The organism is Psychrobacter glacincola, assembly GCF_965118485.1.
Classification (GTDB): Bacteria; Pseudomonadota; Gammaproteobacteria; order Pseudomonadales; family Moraxellaceae; genus Psychrobacter; species Psychrobacter glacincola_D.
The window spans coordinates 13,066-30,376 of the sequence record NZ_CBCPJH010000011.1; the positions used below are offsets into that span (position 1 = coordinate 13,066).

14 protein-coding genes are annotated in these 17,311 nt (G+C 42.6%); 8 read left to right on the forward strand and 6 right to left on the reverse strand.

Annotation, left to right across the window (positions count from 1 at the left end):
- The first annotated feature begins 1 nt into the window (after window position 1).
- From gspM to purF, 5 genes are all read left to right on the forward strand, one after another.
- Window positions 2-574: a type II secretion system protein GspM gene (gspM, locus tag ACMHKH_RS05790; protein WP_413519694.1), complete on the forward strand. Its 573-nt coding sequence runs from the start codon at window positions 2-4 to the stop codon at window positions 572-574.
- A gap of 222 nt (window positions 575-796) precedes the next feature.
- The gene (locus ACMHKH_RS05795) at window positions 797-1,201 is read left to right on the forward strand and encodes a DUF4870 family protein (RefSeq protein ID WP_413519695.1); all 405 of its coding nucleotides are present in this window, start codon (window positions 797-799) and stop codon (window positions 1,199-1,201) included.
- A 184-nt stretch (window positions 1,202-1,385) separates the two neighbouring features.
- Complete coding sequence (locus ACMHKH_RS05800) at window positions 1,386-2,420, forward strand: quinone-dependent dihydroorotate dehydrogenase (RefSeq protein ID WP_413519696.1); 1,035 nt, start codon at window positions 1,386-1,388, stop codon at window positions 2,418-2,420.
- A gap of 113 nt (window positions 2,421-2,533) precedes the next feature.
- Window positions 2,534-3,031 carry a CvpA family protein gene (locus ACMHKH_RS05805; RefSeq protein ID WP_413519697.1) on the forward strand — a complete coding sequence of 166 codons (498 nt, stop codon included), beginning with the start codon at window positions 2,534-2,536 and terminating at the stop codon, window positions 3,029-3,031.
- Between the two features lie 242 nt (window positions 3,032-3,273).
- On the forward strand, window positions 3,274-4,800 hold the full coding sequence (gene purF, locus ACMHKH_RS05810; RefSeq protein ID WP_413519698.1) for an amidophosphoribosyltransferase: 1,527 nt from the start codon (window positions 3,274-3,276) through the stop codon (window positions 4,798-4,800).
- A gap of 102 nt (window positions 4,801-4,902) precedes the next feature.
- Here purF and ACMHKH_RS05815 read toward each other — a convergent pair whose 3' ends face one another.
- The 6 genes from ACMHKH_RS05815 to yajC all read right to left on the reverse strand — a co-directional run bounded on the left by ACMHKH_RS05815 (window position 4,903) and on the right by yajC (window position 11,451).
- A complete protein-coding gene (locus ACMHKH_RS05815) occupies window positions 4,903-5,262 on the reverse strand; it encodes an AzlD domain-containing protein (protein ID WP_413519699.1) in 360 nt (119 codons plus the stop codon).
- Window positions 5,255-5,983 (reverse strand): AzlC family ABC transporter permease, encoded by a 729-nt coding sequence (locus ACMHKH_RS05820; RefSeq protein ID WP_413519700.1) that lies wholly within the window; start codon window positions 5,981-5,983, stop codon window positions 5,255-5,257. Before ACMHKH_RS05820 ends, ACMHKH_RS05815 begins: the two co-directional genes overlap by 8 nt.
- Window positions 5,984-6,064: 81 nt before the next feature.
- Window positions 6,065-7,495, reverse strand: coding sequence for an MATE family efflux transporter (locus ACMHKH_RS05825; protein WP_413519701.1), 1,431 nt, complete (start codon window positions 7,493-7,495; stop codon window positions 6,065-6,067).
- Window positions 7,496-7,732: 237 nt separating this feature from the next.
- Window positions 7,733-8,980, reverse strand: coding sequence for a protein translocase subunit SecF (secF, locus tag ACMHKH_RS05830; RefSeq protein WP_413519702.1), 1,248 nt, complete (start codon window positions 8,978-8,980; stop codon window positions 7,733-7,735).
- Window positions 8,981-8,989: 9 nt separating this feature from the next.
- Window positions 8,990-10,867: a protein translocase subunit SecD gene (gene secD, locus ACMHKH_RS05835; protein WP_413519703.1), complete on the reverse strand. Its 1,878-nt coding sequence runs from the start codon at window positions 10,865-10,867 to the stop codon at window positions 8,990-8,992.
- Between the two features lie 305 nt (window positions 10,868-11,172).
- Complete coding sequence (yajC, locus tag ACMHKH_RS05840; protein ID WP_413519704.1) at window positions 11,173-11,451, reverse strand: preprotein translocase subunit YajC; 279 nt, start codon at window positions 11,449-11,451, stop codon at window positions 11,173-11,175.
- Between the two features lie 451 nt (window positions 11,452-11,902).
- Between yajC and ACMHKH_RS05845 the strand changes: the two genes are divergently transcribed.
- The 3 genes from ACMHKH_RS05845 to ACMHKH_RS05855 all read left to right on the forward strand — a co-directional run bounded on the left by ACMHKH_RS05845 (window position 11,903) and on the right by ACMHKH_RS05855 (window position 17,239).
- Window positions 11,903-13,180, forward strand: a complete 1,278-nt coding sequence (locus ACMHKH_RS05845; RefSeq protein ID WP_413519766.1) for a CNNM domain-containing protein — start codon at window positions 11,903-11,905, stop codon at window positions 13,178-13,180.
- Window positions 13,181-13,488: 308 nt separating this feature from the next.
- Complete coding sequence (locus ACMHKH_RS05850) at window positions 13,489-13,983, forward strand: hypothetical protein (protein ID WP_413519705.1); 495 nt, start codon at window positions 13,489-13,491, stop codon at window positions 13,981-13,983.
- Between the two features lie 181 nt (window positions 13,984-14,164).
- Window positions 14,165-17,239: a LysM peptidoglycan-binding domain-containing protein gene (locus tag ACMHKH_RS05855; RefSeq protein ID WP_413519706.1), complete on the forward strand. Its 3,075-nt coding sequence runs from the start codon at window positions 14,165-14,167 to the stop codon at window positions 17,237-17,239.
- Window positions 17,240-17,311: the final 72 nt, after the last annotated feature.

Below are 17,311 nucleotides of genomic sequence, written 5' to 3' on the forward strand. Positions count from 1 at the left end.
TATGAAAATACTACAGCGCCGCGCCAAGCTAAATCTAGTCAAAACTAGCAACGCTATACTGCCACCAAAACCATTATCAGGGCAAATGCTACGCTATCAAAACCTGCTGTCTGCCCGTTGGCAAGCATTATCGCCGCGCGACCAGCTGGCTTTGCTATTATTGTCCGCTTTTTTACTATTGTTTATTGGAGGTTATGGCGGCTATAGTGTTCATCAGGCAGCCAATAAGAGTAAAAGCGAGTATCAAGAGCAGGTTGCTGATTATTTTTGGCTACGTGCCCAAGCAGGTAATATCGATACCAATGCTTTAGCAGTTAATACTGCTGATGGCGCTGCTACGCTGCCGTCTGCTAGTCGTATTAATGACTTGCTCAATAACTCAGGTATTATAGATGCGCAAGTCATAGCAGCTGGCGATGCGGTACAACTGAGCTTTAATCACGCCAGTCAAGCAGTGGTGAGCGGTGCGCTTGGTAAACTTGAACAACAAGGTTGGCAGTTCACCCAGTTGTCTATGCAACAAGATATGGTCAGTAAAGCGATTCAAGTACAGGCGACCGTTACTTCGTCATAAAATTATTTTGATATGAGATTGGCTCAAAGGTAATCGATAGCTTTTATATGAATTAAAAGGCATGCAAAGCAATATTTATTGAAAAAGTGTTTGTTAGACACAATAAATAAAATAGCTATAACAAACACTACCCTTTAAAAATACCTCATCTATGGATAGAGTACCAGAATAATGGTCATAGCCTATAAGAGATGATTGGAAAAATAACGCATGGGTGACAATATGAATAACAATAATCAGCGCAGTTCTTTAGTGACTTATAATCACATCACCTATTTATTATATGTACTCAGTTATTTTACGGCGGGCTTATTGTGGATTGTGCCTATTTTTATGAATTATGCCAAACGCCGTGAAGCTGATGGAACGTGGCTTGCTACGCATTTTGACTGGCAGATTAAAACATTTTGGTACAGTATTGTATGGTTCGTCGTTGGCGTTGGTATCATCACCTTTGCGCTTGGTAGCTTTGGCGTCAGTATGATGGCGGACAGTGGCAATATTGCTGTTGGTTCAGTATTACTAGCAAGCCTTGGTTTTATCATTATGGGTGTGACTTTTATTTGGCATTTATACCGTATTGTGCGTGGTTGGATTGCTTTGGCGGATGGGCGACCTGTTCCTTAAGATAGCAAATAGACAGTGGTATTATCTTAACTAAGCTGTGGTTTAGGCTTTTCTATCGAGATTTTATAGTCAAAATTGGCTGATGAAACTTTGGTCTTATTTCGACTAAGCTGATATAATCGCTGCGCTTGACCATATTGGTTTTTCTATTCATTTTCACTTTCAAGCAGGGTCTGTCATTACTATGTCTTACGCCTTACTTCGCCCTTTTTTGTTTAATATGGACCCTGAACACGCGCACGAGATGACCTTATCGTTATTGGATAAAGCTCATAAAGCGCGTGTTTTAGGTTTGGTTTATGGTCAATCTATGCAGCCGACCGATTGCATGGGTTTGCAGTTTTCTAACCCTGTTGGGCTCGCAGCCGGACTGGATAAAAACGGCGATTATATTGATGCTTTAGCAGAGCTTGGTTTTGGTTTTATAGAAGTAGGAACGGTGACGCCCAAGCCGCAAGCTGGTAATGACAAACCGCGCATGTTTAGAATCAAGCAAGCAGACGCCATTATTAACCGAATGGGTTTTAATAACGAAGGGGTCGATTACCTGATTGAAAACGTGAAGCGCTGTAAATATAAAGGCAATATCGGTATTAATATCGGTAAAAATGCTGCGACGCCAGTTGAACAGGCAGCTGACGACTATGTCTATTGCTTAGAGCGTGTCTATCCGCATGCCTCTTATATTACTGTTAATATTTCCTCACCAAATACCGCAAATTTACGTGACCTGCAGAGCGGGGAAGCGTTAACCCATTTGTTAGATGCAATCAAAAACCGTCATAGTCAGTTAGCGACAGAATACGGCTTTTATGTGCCACTAGTGCTAAAAGTTGCGCCTGATTTAGACCCGTTACAGGTGGATTATATCTCTCAGCAACTACTTGATTTCGAAATTGACGGTTTGATTGCGACCAATACCACGTTGAGCCGAGTTGGCGTTGAAGACTTACCTGATGGTGACCAAGCAGGCGGTTTATCAGGTCGACCAGTCAGCCACATTAGTACGCAGATTTTACAACAATTCTCTGATCAGCTAGATGATAAAGTAGCGTTGATTGGAGTAGGTGGTATCGATAGCGGTGCCAAAGCAGTCAAAAAAATCGAAGCAGGCGCAGATATGATTCAGCTTTATTCAGGGCTTATTTATAAAGGACCTGGGCTTGTACAGTCTTGCATTCAATCCATTGGCGGCTATTATGACGCCATGGAAAGTTAAGCTAAACTGAACTAAGTTAAGCTATGTGGATTAAGTTAAAAATGTAATGCATTTTTATTTAATACTTAATCCAGCATTTGATACGACAGAGATAAAGTAACGAGGCGGTAGACATGAGTGGTTTAGACATTGTGATTGCTGTTGTGGTGCTCATAGGCTTATGGCGCGGCTTTCAAGTAGGTTTAATTAAGACGGCAGTTGGTTTGGTCGGTTGGTTTATCGCGCTTATTGCAGCAAGTCGATTGGCCGCTTCAGTAGCACCGCAGCTATCAGGTATTATCGAGAACCCTGTGTTGCAGATGGCGGGTGCTTTTTTATTAGTAGTGATTGCCATATTGGCTATCATGCATTTGGTTGCTTTTGTGTTTTCAGGTGTTCTAAAAACCTTGCGTTTGGGCGTGCTTGATAAGATGGCAGGTGGCATATTAGGTGCTGCTAAAAATGTGCTGATGGTGCTGGTGATTCTTAGCATTAGTGCGCCACTATTGGTACAAATGCCGCAGTGGCAGACATCCGTACTGGCACCTGAGCTGTTACCTTATGCGCCCGTTGGCAAAGCGTTAGTCTCAGATATGTTCGGGATGGCTTGGGATCAAGTCAATCAATCGTAAAGCTTGAATAAAAAGCTATCCAACCGCATCTAATATTCGTAAAATACCATCCATCAATTATTGATGTTCAATCCTCAATCGTTTTGCTTATCGATAGCGCTTGTTATCGTTAAGATTTTAGTCTCAGCAAACATCATCAGCTTTATGGCATATGATAGGCATTAGTTCAATACTAGCCTATCAATACCGATGCCGTTATTGTGTTTTCAATGTGTGGTTCAAATTCAAAATAGGATATAACTATGTGTGGAGTCGTTGGGGTCGCAGCTCATGAGCCGGTCAACCAAATTTTGTATGATGCTTTAACCATGTTGCAGCATCGCGGGCAAGATGCGGCAGGTATTGTGACTTTACAAGATGGACGTTTATACTTACGTAAAGAAAACGGCATGGTTCGTGACGTTTTTATGAATCGCCATATGTTGAAGCTGGTCGGTAAATTTGGTATCGGTCATGTACGTTATCCAACCGCCGGAACGTCAAGCAGCGCCGAAGCACAGCCTTTTTATGTCAACTCGCCTTATGGTATTACGCTGGCACATAATGGCAATTTGACCAATGCTGAGAGCTTAGCAAAGACGCTTTATCAAGAAGATCGTCGTCATCTAAATACTGACTCAGATTCTGAGGTTTTACTCAATGTGTTGGCACATGAGATGCAAAGCATCGACAAAACCCATCCAACGCCTGCCGATATATTTGAGGCAGTAACAGCAGTTTATAGCCGTATTGAAGGCGCTTATGGAGTAGTCGCTTTAATTACCGGTAATGGTTTGCTAGCATTTCGCGATCCAAACGGTATTCGCCCGCTTATCTTTGGTAAGCGTATGGCGCCTAATGGCGGTACAGAATACATGGTAGCTTCGGAATCAGTCGCTTTAACCGGTTCAGGTTTCAGTATCGTTCGTGATGTGAAGCCCGGTGAAGCTATCTTTATTGATTTAGACCATAAGCTACACACTCATCAGTGTGTCGAGCCAAAAGAATACACGCCTTGTATCTTTGAGTACGTCTATTTTGCCCGTCCAGATTCTATTATGGATAATATCTCTGTCTATAAATCGCGCTTACGTATGGGCGAAAAATTGGCTGATAAAATCCTTGCTGAATGGGGTGAGGATCACGATATCGATGTGGTCATTCCTATCCCTGATACCTCACGTACCTCAGCGATGGAGTTGGCGCTAAAGATGAATATCAAGTACCGTGAAGGCTTTATGAAAAACCGCTATATCGGTCGTACCTTTATCATGCCAGGTCAGCAGCAGCGTAAAAAATCAGTCCGTCAAAAGCTAAGTGCAGTACCGTTAGAGTTCAAAGGTAAGAATGTGTTATTGGTCGATGACTCTATCGTTCGCGGTACCACTTGCCACGAGATTATCCAAATGGCACGTGATGCAGGCGCGCGTAAAGTATTCTTCGCTAGTGCAGCGCCACCGGTTAAGTATCCAAACGTTTATGGTATTGATATGCCAGTGCGTAGTGAGCTTATCGCGTCAGGTCATAGCGTCGAAGAAGTGCGTGAAATCATCGGTGCGGACCGCTTAATTTTCCAAGATTTAGATGATTTGATTGAAGCGGTAAAAGATACTAAGCACAGTAAGGTTGAAGGTTTTGATTGCGCCGTATTTAATGGCTGTTATATCACCGGACAAATCAACGAAGCCTATCTTGAACATCTGCAAGAGCAGCGTAATGACACTGCTAAAAAAAACGTGCAAGTAGTAGCTGATACGCCAGTAGATATGATGGGTGTAGAAGAACTATAAGCGTTTCAATATTTTAAAATAAAGTCATTAAAAAATAAAAAGGCTGGATTCATTAAGAATTCAGCCTTTTTTATAATCGAAATATGTGTTTTTAAAAGTGTATTAAATTAAAAACGTATTAAATAACCATAAAAAGCCATTAATCGCCGCGATACCGACCACCATGCTAACCAGTAATTGACGGCTAATATGATAGATAAGCAACACCAATAATAAGGCGCCAATTTGTGCCATTAATAAATGCAGCGCTGGGCTGCTCAAAGCTATATTTTGTGACATTCCTTGATAGGATAAACTGGTCAAAATTAATAGTACCATCACAGACAGCGGTAAACTTTCATTTAGCCTGTGTAGCCACGGTGTATCCAGCAATTTTTTGGGTATCAAAGCCGGTAGGGCGCGCGTTACAAAGGTCACCGCTGCCATCGCAAACGTTGCCATAATTAGATAACTACTATTCATGGTTACCTCCTACCGTGCTCGGTTTTGTCCAAAAACCCCGTGCTAAAATCATCAGCATACAGATAGTAATGGCTACCAGTAATAACCAATCACTGGTAAACATCGAGGCGATAAGCAAAGCAATAATAGCGATACCAATCGGGAAATAACGTTTAATGCTTTGAAATTGCTCATACGCCAAAATTGCAAATAAACAAACCAAGGCGAAGTCTAAATGCGGTATCAAATCACTCAGCGCACTACCGATAAAGACGCCAATGGCACTAGCAAGGACCCACCAGCTTTGGTTGAATAGACTGATGGGCAGTATCAGTGCCTGCCTTGATTCATTAGGTAAACTGGTCATTACCGAAAAAGTCTCATCGGTGAGGGCGAATAAACAATAAGTTTTAGCTATTTTATTTTTTGGTAGAGATTGCAATAATGGCATACCATAAAATACATGACGCAAGTTAATCGCAGCGATGTTAGTCGCGATACTACTAATAGGTAATCCAGCACTTAACATGGGTAGACAGGCATATTGCGCCGCGCCTGCATATAAGACGATGCTAAGCATAATCGTTGCCCATACTGGTATACCAGCAACTTGTGCAAGCACACCAAAGGCGATGCCTGCTGGCAGATAACCCATGGCGACTGGCAGACTCTTTCTAAAGCCTTCTGCCCAGTCATAGCCCTGTGTATGATTTTGATGAATCTCTTTTGATTGGCTATTCACGTAACGTCCTAGTGTTTACTGTTTTTGACTGTCATTAAAAACTATAAGTGGCTGCATCGCCTGATACTTACTTACTCATTATCAGTGCTCAAGTTGTAGTTTTTCATAATTACCGGTTTGATAAGCACGGTATAAAAATCCACCAAGAATAATCAATCTTAATAATAACAAGCACCACACGCTAAGCCAGATACCGGTCATATCCCACTGCTGATAAAACAGCCAGCTGAGTGGAAAAAAGACAGCTGCTAATATAAGAGCAGCATTACGAATGACACTGCCTGCCGTTAAACCAAAAAATATCCCATCCAACCAATAAGCGCCAACTCCGACAAGTGGCAGCAAAACAGCGTATAGATGATAGTTGTAGGCAAGGGTAAAGACAGGTTCAATATTGGTCATAAATTGCAAATAAGTAGGCATTGCCAGCCACCATATTGCGCTTAGCATGATAGCAAGACCATAGCTTACCACCGCAGTACGCTTGACAATAATACGGAATCTTGTCCAATCGCGCCGTCCCGCTGCTTGTCCGCTTAAGGTTTCAGCGGATACCGCAACGCCGTCAAGGGCAAAGGCTGAAATGCTTAGTACTTGTAATAAAATAGCGTTGGCTGCCAGGATGACGTCGCCGCTTTGGGCAGAGAGGCGCGTAATCCAAGCAAAGCTTAAGGTTAAGATAAGTGTACGGATAAAAATATCTTTATTTAAGGAAAATAGCCTAAGCATCTTATCTTTACTAAAATGCTGCGGATCAGCAGTAAATAACGCAAGCCAAGAGATTTTTAAATGCTGACGACTGAGCCATAAAGCCAATACCACGCCAAGCCAAAAGGCAATCGCCGTACCTAGTGCAACACCGACCAAACCCATATCCATGGCAAAAACAAAGAACAGCGTTAGAATAATATTGAGTATGGCGATAAAGCCTTGCTGATATAGCATATAGCGGGTCTTACCTTGACCAGCAAACCAGCCAATAAAGGCAAAATTCATCAGCTCAGCTATCACCCCCCAAAAGCGCACATCCAAATAGGTCTTTGCCGCAGCGCCGCTAGCAGGATTGGCGGAGAGCGCTTGCAGACCAAAATCAATCAGCCAAGGTTTTGCCAGTAGTAAAATTTCACCGATGACAAACGCTAAAACCAAAGCACGCTGTAAAATAGATAGTAGCGGTGATTGCTGATTACGGTTGCTACTATGGCTATCTTTTAGCGTATCGTTATGAGTAATACTTTTATTGTCTAATTGCCCTAAAGCCTGAGCCGAAAGTCCAGAGGAGGCGTATTGCAAAAAGTTAAAACTGACGAGCAACAAAGACAGTAATTGGACGGCGAGACCTATGCCGGCAAGCTTAGCGGTGTCATTCATATTGCCAATAATCGCCGTATCAATCACACTTTGCAGCGGCATAGCAAGATTTGCCAATAATACCGGCAAGGCAATAGCGATAATACGGGCATAGCGAGTATCAATAGGCGGCATAGCACTTGACGGTAGGGTAGATGACATAAGGCAATCGCTTAGATAGGCAGGTTAAGCATATTTGTAGATAATATTAATGATAAGGTTTTATAGCCGCATTCGATTTTTTAGACACTTATTTAAGTACCGATTTAAGGATAGGTTTGATTTTCACCCTAATGCATAGACAAAAGCACCTAGAGTCTAGGTGCTTTTGTCATAATAACGCTGATTTACTCATTCATTAAAGAACTTAATAGATAAGCAGAGGAGCCATTATTAATCTTATTCAAACATCTTTGGGTCATTAAAGGTTACGATTTCTTCTTCAAACTCAGGTTTTACCTTAACGATAAAGTCATCACGTGACAGACCCATCGCTAGAGGAATCGAGCTGGCGATATAGGTAGATGAGTAAGTACCAGCAATTAAGCCGATGAAGAGCGCAGCCGAGAACCAGAATAAGCCATCGCCGCCCAAGAACAGCATTGCTAATACTACTAAGAGCACGGTTGAGATAGTCATAATGGTACGGCGTAGTGTCTCTGTTAATGACAAATCAATCGTCTGTACAGGCGTGATACCACGAACACGGCGGAAGTTTTCACGAATACGGTCATAGACAACGATCGTATCGTTCAATGAATAACCGATCAATGCCAAGATAGCCGCCAGTACTGTTAAATCAAACGGGAAGCCAAATAAAGCAAAAACACCGATGGTTACGATAGCATCATGGAACAAGGATAATACTGCACCAAGCGCCAATTTGAATTGGAAGCGTAGAGCGACATAGCCAAGCATACAGGCTAGTGCAAGCACAATCGACATGACTGAACTTAAATAGATTTCATTACCAACTTGACTACCAATAATATTAACGTTGCTGATTTCAACATTGTTATTAGGCAGTGCCAAAGCTTCACTCAGACTGGCGTTCAAGCCATCAACGTTGTCAGACTGTGGCGGTAAGCGTATTAGCAGCTCTTGAGAGGTGCCTAAATACTGTACGACTGCATCATTAAAGCCATTTTCAGCTAAGGCATTGACCACATCAGTTTGCTCAACCGATTGCTCATAACGCACATCAGCTGAAACACCACCGGTGAAATCAAGACCAAGATTTAGACCATTGATCGCAATGGCAATAATACTACCAATCACTAAAAGGATGGATAGAATGGCCATTGGCTTTTCTATTTTCATAAAAGGAATGATGCGCTGATCACCAATGGCTTTAATGCCGCCTTCAGCATAGGCCGCTGCATCATCAGCAGCATCGCCTAAGTCACCTAATGCTAAGTTAGGATCAGTCGCTTGAGTAGCAAGTGCTTGATTACCTTTATCAGCGCCTTTGCCACCACGCCGAGTCTTGCTTCCTGATGTCTTGGTAGTAGTATGATTGGTTTGGGTATTGCTACCTTTACCATCACGGCGCGGTTTCTTACGGCGACGTGTATTAGCTTCGCCATTTGAGCCGTTCGGTTCAGGATTATTCTGTTGTTCTAAAGGGTTGTTATTATCGATGGCCATAGTTTTCTCCTAACCGATGCTCAGACGTTTGATAGATTTACGCTTACCGTAAGCAATTTGTATCAGCGCACGCGTTACCAAAATGGCGGTAAATAGCGAGCTGACAATACCAATAGCTAAGGTAATCGCAAAGCCTTTAATCGGACCTGTACCAATCGCAAACAAGATAAAGGCGACCAGTAAAGTGGTGATATTGGCATCGAAAATACTACTATAAGCGCGGTCAAAACCTGCCACGATAGCGGATTTTGGTCTGACGCCGTTCGCTAGCTCTTCACGGATACGCTCAAAAATCAGCACGTTGGCATCGACTGCCATACCAATAGTCAAGACGATACCGGCAATACCAGGCAAGGTCAGTGATGAGCCTAGAATTGACATAACAGAGATGATAATAACAACGTTAACCGCTAGAGCGATATTCGCAATCACCCCAAATAAGCGATAGAAGATAATCATAAACGCAAAGACTAATAAATAACCAACCTGCGTAGAGAATAAGCCTTTATCGATGTTTTCTTGACCCAGTGACGGACCAATGGTGCGTTCTTCCACAAAATACATCGGAGCTGCTAATGCACCTGAGCGTAGTAACAGCGCAAGCTCAGCCGCTTCAGCACTACTATCAAGACCGGTAATACGGAATGATGAGCCAAGTACCGCTTGAATATTGGCACGGTTAATGACTTTTGTTTCAGCGTAAGGCGTGCGTACTTCTACCGTCTCGCCAGTTACTGGATCTTCTTCATAAGCAATGCGTTGTTTATTTTCGATAAACAATACTGCCATTTGTTTGCCAACTGCTGTACGGGTAGCGTTTTGCATCAGCTTACCGCCAGCGCTGTCTAAGGTAATACTAACTTCAGGTGAACCGCTTTCATCAATACCGGTTTGAGCATTGGTAACTTTATCACCGGTGACAATTGCTTGACGCTCTAATAGTACTGGCGGACCATCAAGGGTATTGAATGGGAACGCTTCAGTACCAGCAGGTGGGATACCGCCTGTATAGTTTTCTGCACCTTCAGCGACCATACGGAATTCGAGATTGGCAGTACGACCAAGAACACGTTTTGCCTCAGCAGTATCTTGTACGCCAGGTAGCTCAACGACGATACGGCTAGCACCTTGCGATTGTACCAAGGCTTCTGTTACCCCAAGCTCAGCAATACGATTGCGTAGGGTATTTAAGTTCTGATTGACCGCATAGCTATTGATTTCATCAAGCGTTGCATCGTTATATGCCAGAATTAGGGCAGGGCCTTGCTCATCGATAGAAGATTGCAGGGCAAACGTGTTACCCATTGAGTTTTGCAACACGTTTTGTGCACGGTTACGAGCATCCGTATCAGAAAAATGCAATACCACGCTACGTTTGTCGTTTTTGATCCCTTTAATAGCAATACGCTCAGCTCTTAGGTCACGGCGGATATCACGACTGGCACTGCTCAAGCGTTGCTCGAGCGCCTTGTCCATATCCACTTCTAAGACAAAACGTACGCCACCACGTAAATCAAGACCAAGCTTCATCGGTTTGGCACCGATATCACGTAACCACTGCGGCGTCGTCTGTGCTAAGTTCAGTGCGACTACATAGTTCTCGCCCAAGTTTTTTCTCAATACTTCCTGAGCTTTGAGCTGATCGACTGGATTGTCCAGACGTACTAGCGCACTGTTGCCTATAAAAGTACCATCATGGTATTTTAGACCGGCTTCTTTTAACAAGCCTTGCGACTCGGTCAAGATGCCTTCAGACAACTGCGTGCCTGCTGCGGCACTGGTGATCTGTACGGCAGGTTCGTCAGGATATAAGTTAGGAGCAGCGTATAGACCGGCAATGATTAGTACGACGATGATGAGTAGGTATTTCCAAGCGGGATATTGCATAATCACTTCTTTAAGTTGATAAACTACTGGCGACGCAGGTCACAAGTTAGCCGATGGGAAGTTAGCGATAACAATGGTGAAGTGCTCATGAAGCTGCTATAGCAGCCATAATAGTACACCACTGCGATCATCCGCGATGATAGTAAAACATAAAACGGTAAAGTCAAAAATGACCGTAAATAATGTACGGTCATTTTGTAATCATTACAACTGTTAATTGATACCGAAACAGTAATAGCCAGTTATTATCTTGTTGACTATTATTAACCGTCACAGTAATCAATTATCAAAGCTGTCAATGATAATTATACGCTTTCGATGGTACCAGCTGGTAATACTGAAATAACAGAGGCACGTTGTACCTTAATATCAGTATTGTTATTTAAGCTGACCACTGCATAATCGCCTTCTAAATGTTTGATACGACCCATCAAACCACCAGCAAATATGATTTCACTACCAACGCTCAACGCATTAACCATCGCGCGATGCTCTTTGGTACGTTTTGATTGTGGGCGAATCACTAAGAAGTAAAAAATCGCAAAAAACGCAACTGGTAATAAAAATTGACCGAACTGTTCCATATCTCTCTCAATAAATTATAGATAATATTAAATTTAGACGCATAGTAGCAAAAAATCCCAGACTTGGTAACTGTTAATCATAAGCTGGTTGAGTTTTTATTACCTTATATACAAGTTAATAGCGTACTATTGCCTATATGCATCTTTTTAAACTACCTAGGATAGATGGAAGCTAGTAACCGATAAAACAAGACTTATATTAAATGTATTATGCTTATTGAAATAAAAGCGCTTTATTGTGAAATAAACCCATCAATGCTACTATTCAAAGCCAATGATCATCAGTCTTTACCTTAGTTTTCTGGACTGTAATAAGTGCTATTTGCTCATTGATATATCAAAAGCTCAGTGTTTAGTGGCTATTATTTTGTATCTGCTGACGCCTGCTCATGATATATTGTGACCTCCTTTTACTTTTTTATTTAGGTTACCTAACTTGCTCACCTCTTTTATGTCTGTACCTCGTTTGCATCGTTCGCGTGCTTGTCGTAAAGACGCCTCTGCTAAACCTCCCCCGACGATGCGTGGCGATACTCGATTGAGTATCACATCATTTTTGGTGTTATTTGGAATAATACTATTGCCGCAAACGGTTTGGGCAGCTGAAGCATTGGCGGACCCAAGCGCAACCAGCGTCCTACTGCTCATCTTATTTGTCGTAGTGGCGATTGGTATCTCATTTATCTGTTCATTAGCAGAGTCAGCACTCCTAACGATGACACCGTCTTATATCGCGGATCTTCAAGAGCGTAATCCCAAAAAAGCAGCCATGCTAAGACGTTTAAAGATTGATAATATTGATCAGTCTTTGGCCGCTATCTTGACACTAAACACAGTGGCGCATACCTTGGGCTCTATCGGTGCTGGTGCACAGGCAACGATTGTATTTGGTAGTGCTTGGTTTGGTCTATTTTCTGCGGTCATGACATTGGCTATTTTGTTCTTGTCCGAAATCATGCCAAAAACACTCGGTACCATGTATTGGCGTCAGCTCAGTGGCATGGTCGCCTATTTTGTACGAGGTATTATTTTACTGCTTTATCCACTCATTTGGATATCAGAGAAGCTCACTAAGCTACTGGTACGTGGTAAAGAGCCGCAAACCTTCAGTCGTCGTGAGTTTGCAGCGCTTGCCAGTATTGGTGAAGAGGCAGGGCAGATTGATCCATTAGAGTCACGTATTATCCGCAACTTATTGGCATTTGGTGCCATTAAGGTTGAAGATATTATGACCCCGCGCTCAGTGATGTTGGCTTTTGAGGAAAATAAAACCGTAGCAGAGTTATTGGTTGATCGCCCAAAGCTAACCTTTTCAAGATTACCGATTTATGATGGTGATTTAGATAATATTACAGGCTTTGTATTAAAAACAGACATGCTACTAGCAAAAGTGAATAATGCTGTTGATAAGCCGTTGACGGAGTTTAAACGCGACATCACCTTTGTATTTTCAAAGATGAAACTGTTTGATTTGCTGGAGCTGATGCTCAAAAACCGTCTCCATATTGCGATTACGGTCGGTGAGTATGGTGAAGTCAAAGGCTTAGTTACTTTAGAAGATGTGTTTGAGACACTGTTGGGTCTTGAGATTGTTGATGAGATAGACCGTGTTGAAGACATGCAGGCACTTGCGCGGCAAATGATGGACAAACGCGTAGAGCGTTTGGGCATGAAGCTAAGTGATGATGAGCACTATGAAGAGTATACATCTGATAATAATGAGTCATAGTTAACTTAAAAGTATGCCCTGTTGTATTTATCGCAATAATTACACAGGGTGTCACATGGCTGTGAGAATTAAGTGATAGGCTAAAACTATCCTAACAAAAGGCTGCTAAAATTCTAATATAAAGCACTTGTTAGACATATTGATTAAAACGGCATACATTCAAAATCATATTAAAAACATAAGTAGCTAACAAACTATTAATATTTTGATAGACATGACGTTAATAAAATATAAGCAGCATTTTATAATTTACTAGTAGCAGACTATTGTGAATCCATGACAATAATGTGCTATCACTAAGGAATATCATGAAACAATTTTGGGGAACAGGGCTATTGGCTCTATTGCTAAAGAGCGTTGGCATAACGGCAGTCGTGGCGACTGCTAGTACTGTAAGTATCAGTGCGCAAGCTGCAGATATGACGGAAGCATTGGTACAGAATTATGCTGCTGCCATGAAAGCCTCTGCTAATAGCCAAAATATTAATCAGGTGGCGCGCTTGGTTTCTGATGATGCGCTAATTTCAATGTCAAGAAAGGGTAAGTCTACTAGCTTAGACAAAGACGCTTATCTAAAGCTACTGCAGAATAGTTGGAGTAATACCTCAAATTATCGCTACGATATCAATGTCGATAATGTTGTCATTACCGGTGGGCAAGCAAAAGCCAATGTGACTACCAATGAGAGTTGGGTCAAAGATGGTCAGAGAGTCTCATTTGTTACCACATCAAGGGTAACGCTGACTTTATCTACTGGTAATGCGGTGCTTTTGCGTGCTGTGTCACAAGTTGCTATTAATTAATCGCTGAAAATAAACACACCCGCTTAATCAAATGCTGCGCTTATAAGGCTGGTAAAAGATAAATTAGCTTAGATTTTGGGCATTATCTTTTATATTGAGCTGGTCTTTGTTTGATATTGCGTACTATACTGTCAATCAACTTTATTTTATCACTTCTTGTTGTTAGGAAACGTTTACTATCATGTCTACTGTGTCATCAAACTATCGCTCATTTATCGCTTTACCACTGACGCTTGCGGTGTCGACTCTACTTATCAGTGCTTGTAGTAATACATCAGCGGTGAAGAAGACGGGTACGACTGGTAGCACAGCTGTGGTTACTAAACGCCCGACAACCCAAGTGCAGCCGGCGGGAAATGCAGACTATTCAACTGCATTTTTGGATGCTGAAAGCTTGGATGAGCTTGCTGACTTATTAGAAGCCACTGACATGACCATGGTTGAAGGCAATCAGCTTGCCATTCAACAATATGGTGATTTATGGAATCGCTTGCGTGCCGGTTATCGTATGAACGGTGGACAAGCAGTTTATAATCAGCGTATTGAAGCACAAAAAGGCTGGTTTACCAGTCGTCAAGACTATCTAAATCGTTTAACCGCGCGTGCCAGTCGCTATATTTACCATACAGTACGAGAAGCTGAACGTCGTAATATTCCAACCGAGCTTGCCTTGCTACCTGTGATTGAGAGCTCTTACGATCCAAGTGGTACCAGTAGTGCAGCGGCGGCGGGTTTATGGCAATTTATCCCAAGTACCGGTCGTATCTACGGTCTTAATCAAAGCAGCACTTACGACGGTCGCCGTGATGTCATCGAGTCAACCCGTGCCGCTTATGACTTTTTGACCGCTCTGCATAATCAGTTTGGCTCATGGGAGCTGGCATTGGCAGCTTATAACGCCGGTCCTGGTCGTGTGCAAAAAGCCATTGATGCAAATAGAGCCCAAGGTTTACCTACCGATTACTGGTCACTAAGATTGCCGACTGAGACCATGAACTATGTGCCGCGCTTTTTAGCCGTTGCCGAAATCGTCGCCAAGCCTGAGCAATATGGCGTTTATCTACCTGCTATCGCTAACCGCCAACATTTCCGTAGTGTGCCAGTGAATTATGGCGTTAGCTTAGCCGAAGTATCACAAGTCACTGGCGTTAGCTACGATGAGCTAGAAAGACTAAATACAGCGCTGACATCAGCACGTATCGATTCATCAGGTCCGCAGCGTATTATCATTCCTAATGATGTCAGTCTCACGACTGATACTAAGCTTAGCGCCCTCAGAGGTAACGGCAGTAGTAACATCTTAGCTTCTAGCAATACAAGCATTAGCACTACGCCAAGCTATTCTGGCTCGACGACACCGAGTTATAACAATAAGCCTTATACTGGTAGCACCACATTGCCCTCTACTGGTAAAGGTCTTGCTGATTATGCAGCAAGTGCTAGTGTACCGCAGCAAACTACCAGCTACATTCCGCCATCGTCATCAACGACCAGCAGCTCAGTTTATAGTGGCAGTGCCTCAGTACGTACGGAACCACCTTTAAGCTCAGCAGAAACCAATAAAATCAATGCGGAGCTAAAGAGTAGTAACAGTTTACCGACTACCTCGGCGCAAATTACTCAAAATAATACCATCATTCAAGAGCCGCCGCTAAGTAAAGCGGAGCGTGATTTTATTGCCAGTCAAATTCGTATTAATACGCCTGAAACCAATGTTATTAATGCCGATGGTAATATCAATCTGTCCGCTGTACAGACGCAGCAGTCTGTCTTAGAAGCGACGGGAAAAGAGAAAAAACTAAGTTTTCCGAAAACCTCAGTTAGTAAGCCAAAACCACAAGGCACACGTACTACTTATACGGTAAAACGTGGCGATACGTTAGCTAATATTGCCAGTCGCTCTGGTGTAAGCTGGCGTGATATTGCTGAATGGAACCAGATAGATGCTAGTGCTAATCTGTTAGCCGGCAGTACTTTATATTTATATAACGCCAAATCTATTGAGCCACTAAATAACGCCAGTAATATAGCAGCAAGTCAGCCAGAAAGCTATGTGGTACAAGGTGGTGATACCTTAATAGGAACTGCCAATCGCTTTGGTTTATCAGTCACTCAGCTGGCAACTTATAATAATTTAAGTAGCCGTGCTGACTTATTGAGAGGTCAAAAGCTCTGGCTTATTCCTGGTAAAGTAATAGCGCCAGTCAGCACACCTGCTGCGCCATCGACCAAACCAAGTAAGTCATCGACTGCGACCAAAAACTATAAAGTAAAAGCGGGTGATGGTTTGATTGCGCTTGCCCGCCAATTTAATATAACGACTGAGACATTGGCGAGCCTCAACAATATAGGTACAACAGATTCACTATATGTCGGACAAACCTTAAAAGTACCTTCTAGCGTAGACTTTACGCCTGTGAGCAGTGCGCCTAGTACGCAAGCGGTTACCGCTAGTAGCACGTCTACTAAAACCAGTAGCTCAAGCTCTGTACCGACGACCAATTATAAAGTCAAATCAGGTGATACCTTGATTGGTATTGCTAATAGTATTGGCGTTAGTGCTGAAGATATTGCCGCGGTAAATAGCAACTTCGATGCCAAAGTGCGTCTGCAACGTGGTCAAACTATAAAAGTACCGGTATCAAAAGAGTTGGTTAATCGTAAGCTAAACGATGAAGCTATTAGCTATAAGGTAAAATCAGGAGATACTTTGACAGGTGTTGCTCAGCGTTACAATATTGGCTTGAGTGATTTGGCAGCAGCCAACAATCTCACGACCAATGCTAATTTGATACTGGGTCGTACGATTACCATTCCTGCCAAAGGCAGCGTCAGTGTCTCTACTACGAGCAGTACAGCAAATACCAGTAAAACCAGCCCTGCAGTTGTTAAAGAAACGTCTGCCAAAGTTGAGACACCAGCAGCTAGTAGTACTAGCAGTGGTAAAAAGCTTGGTAATACTGAGAGCTACAAAGTCAAATCTGGCGATGGTCTGATTGCGTTAGCACGTCAGTTTGGTATTTCAGTTGAAGATTTGGCTGCTACTAATGATATTGCAACCAATGCCCAGCTACAGCGTGGACAAACCATTAAAGTACCAAAAGCAACGGTCAGCTATACGGTTGGCTCAGGCGATAGCTTGATTGGCTTGGCACGTAAATATGGTGTTTCAACCAAAGAGCTTGCTGATATGAATAATATTGCAGAAAATACTATGCTACAACGTGGTCAACGTTTAACAGTGCCTAATCGCTAATCTAACAGCTTTTACGTTAGGAATGATAATAAAAAAGCTGCTCTTTAAATAAGAGCAGCTTTTTTTATGTCA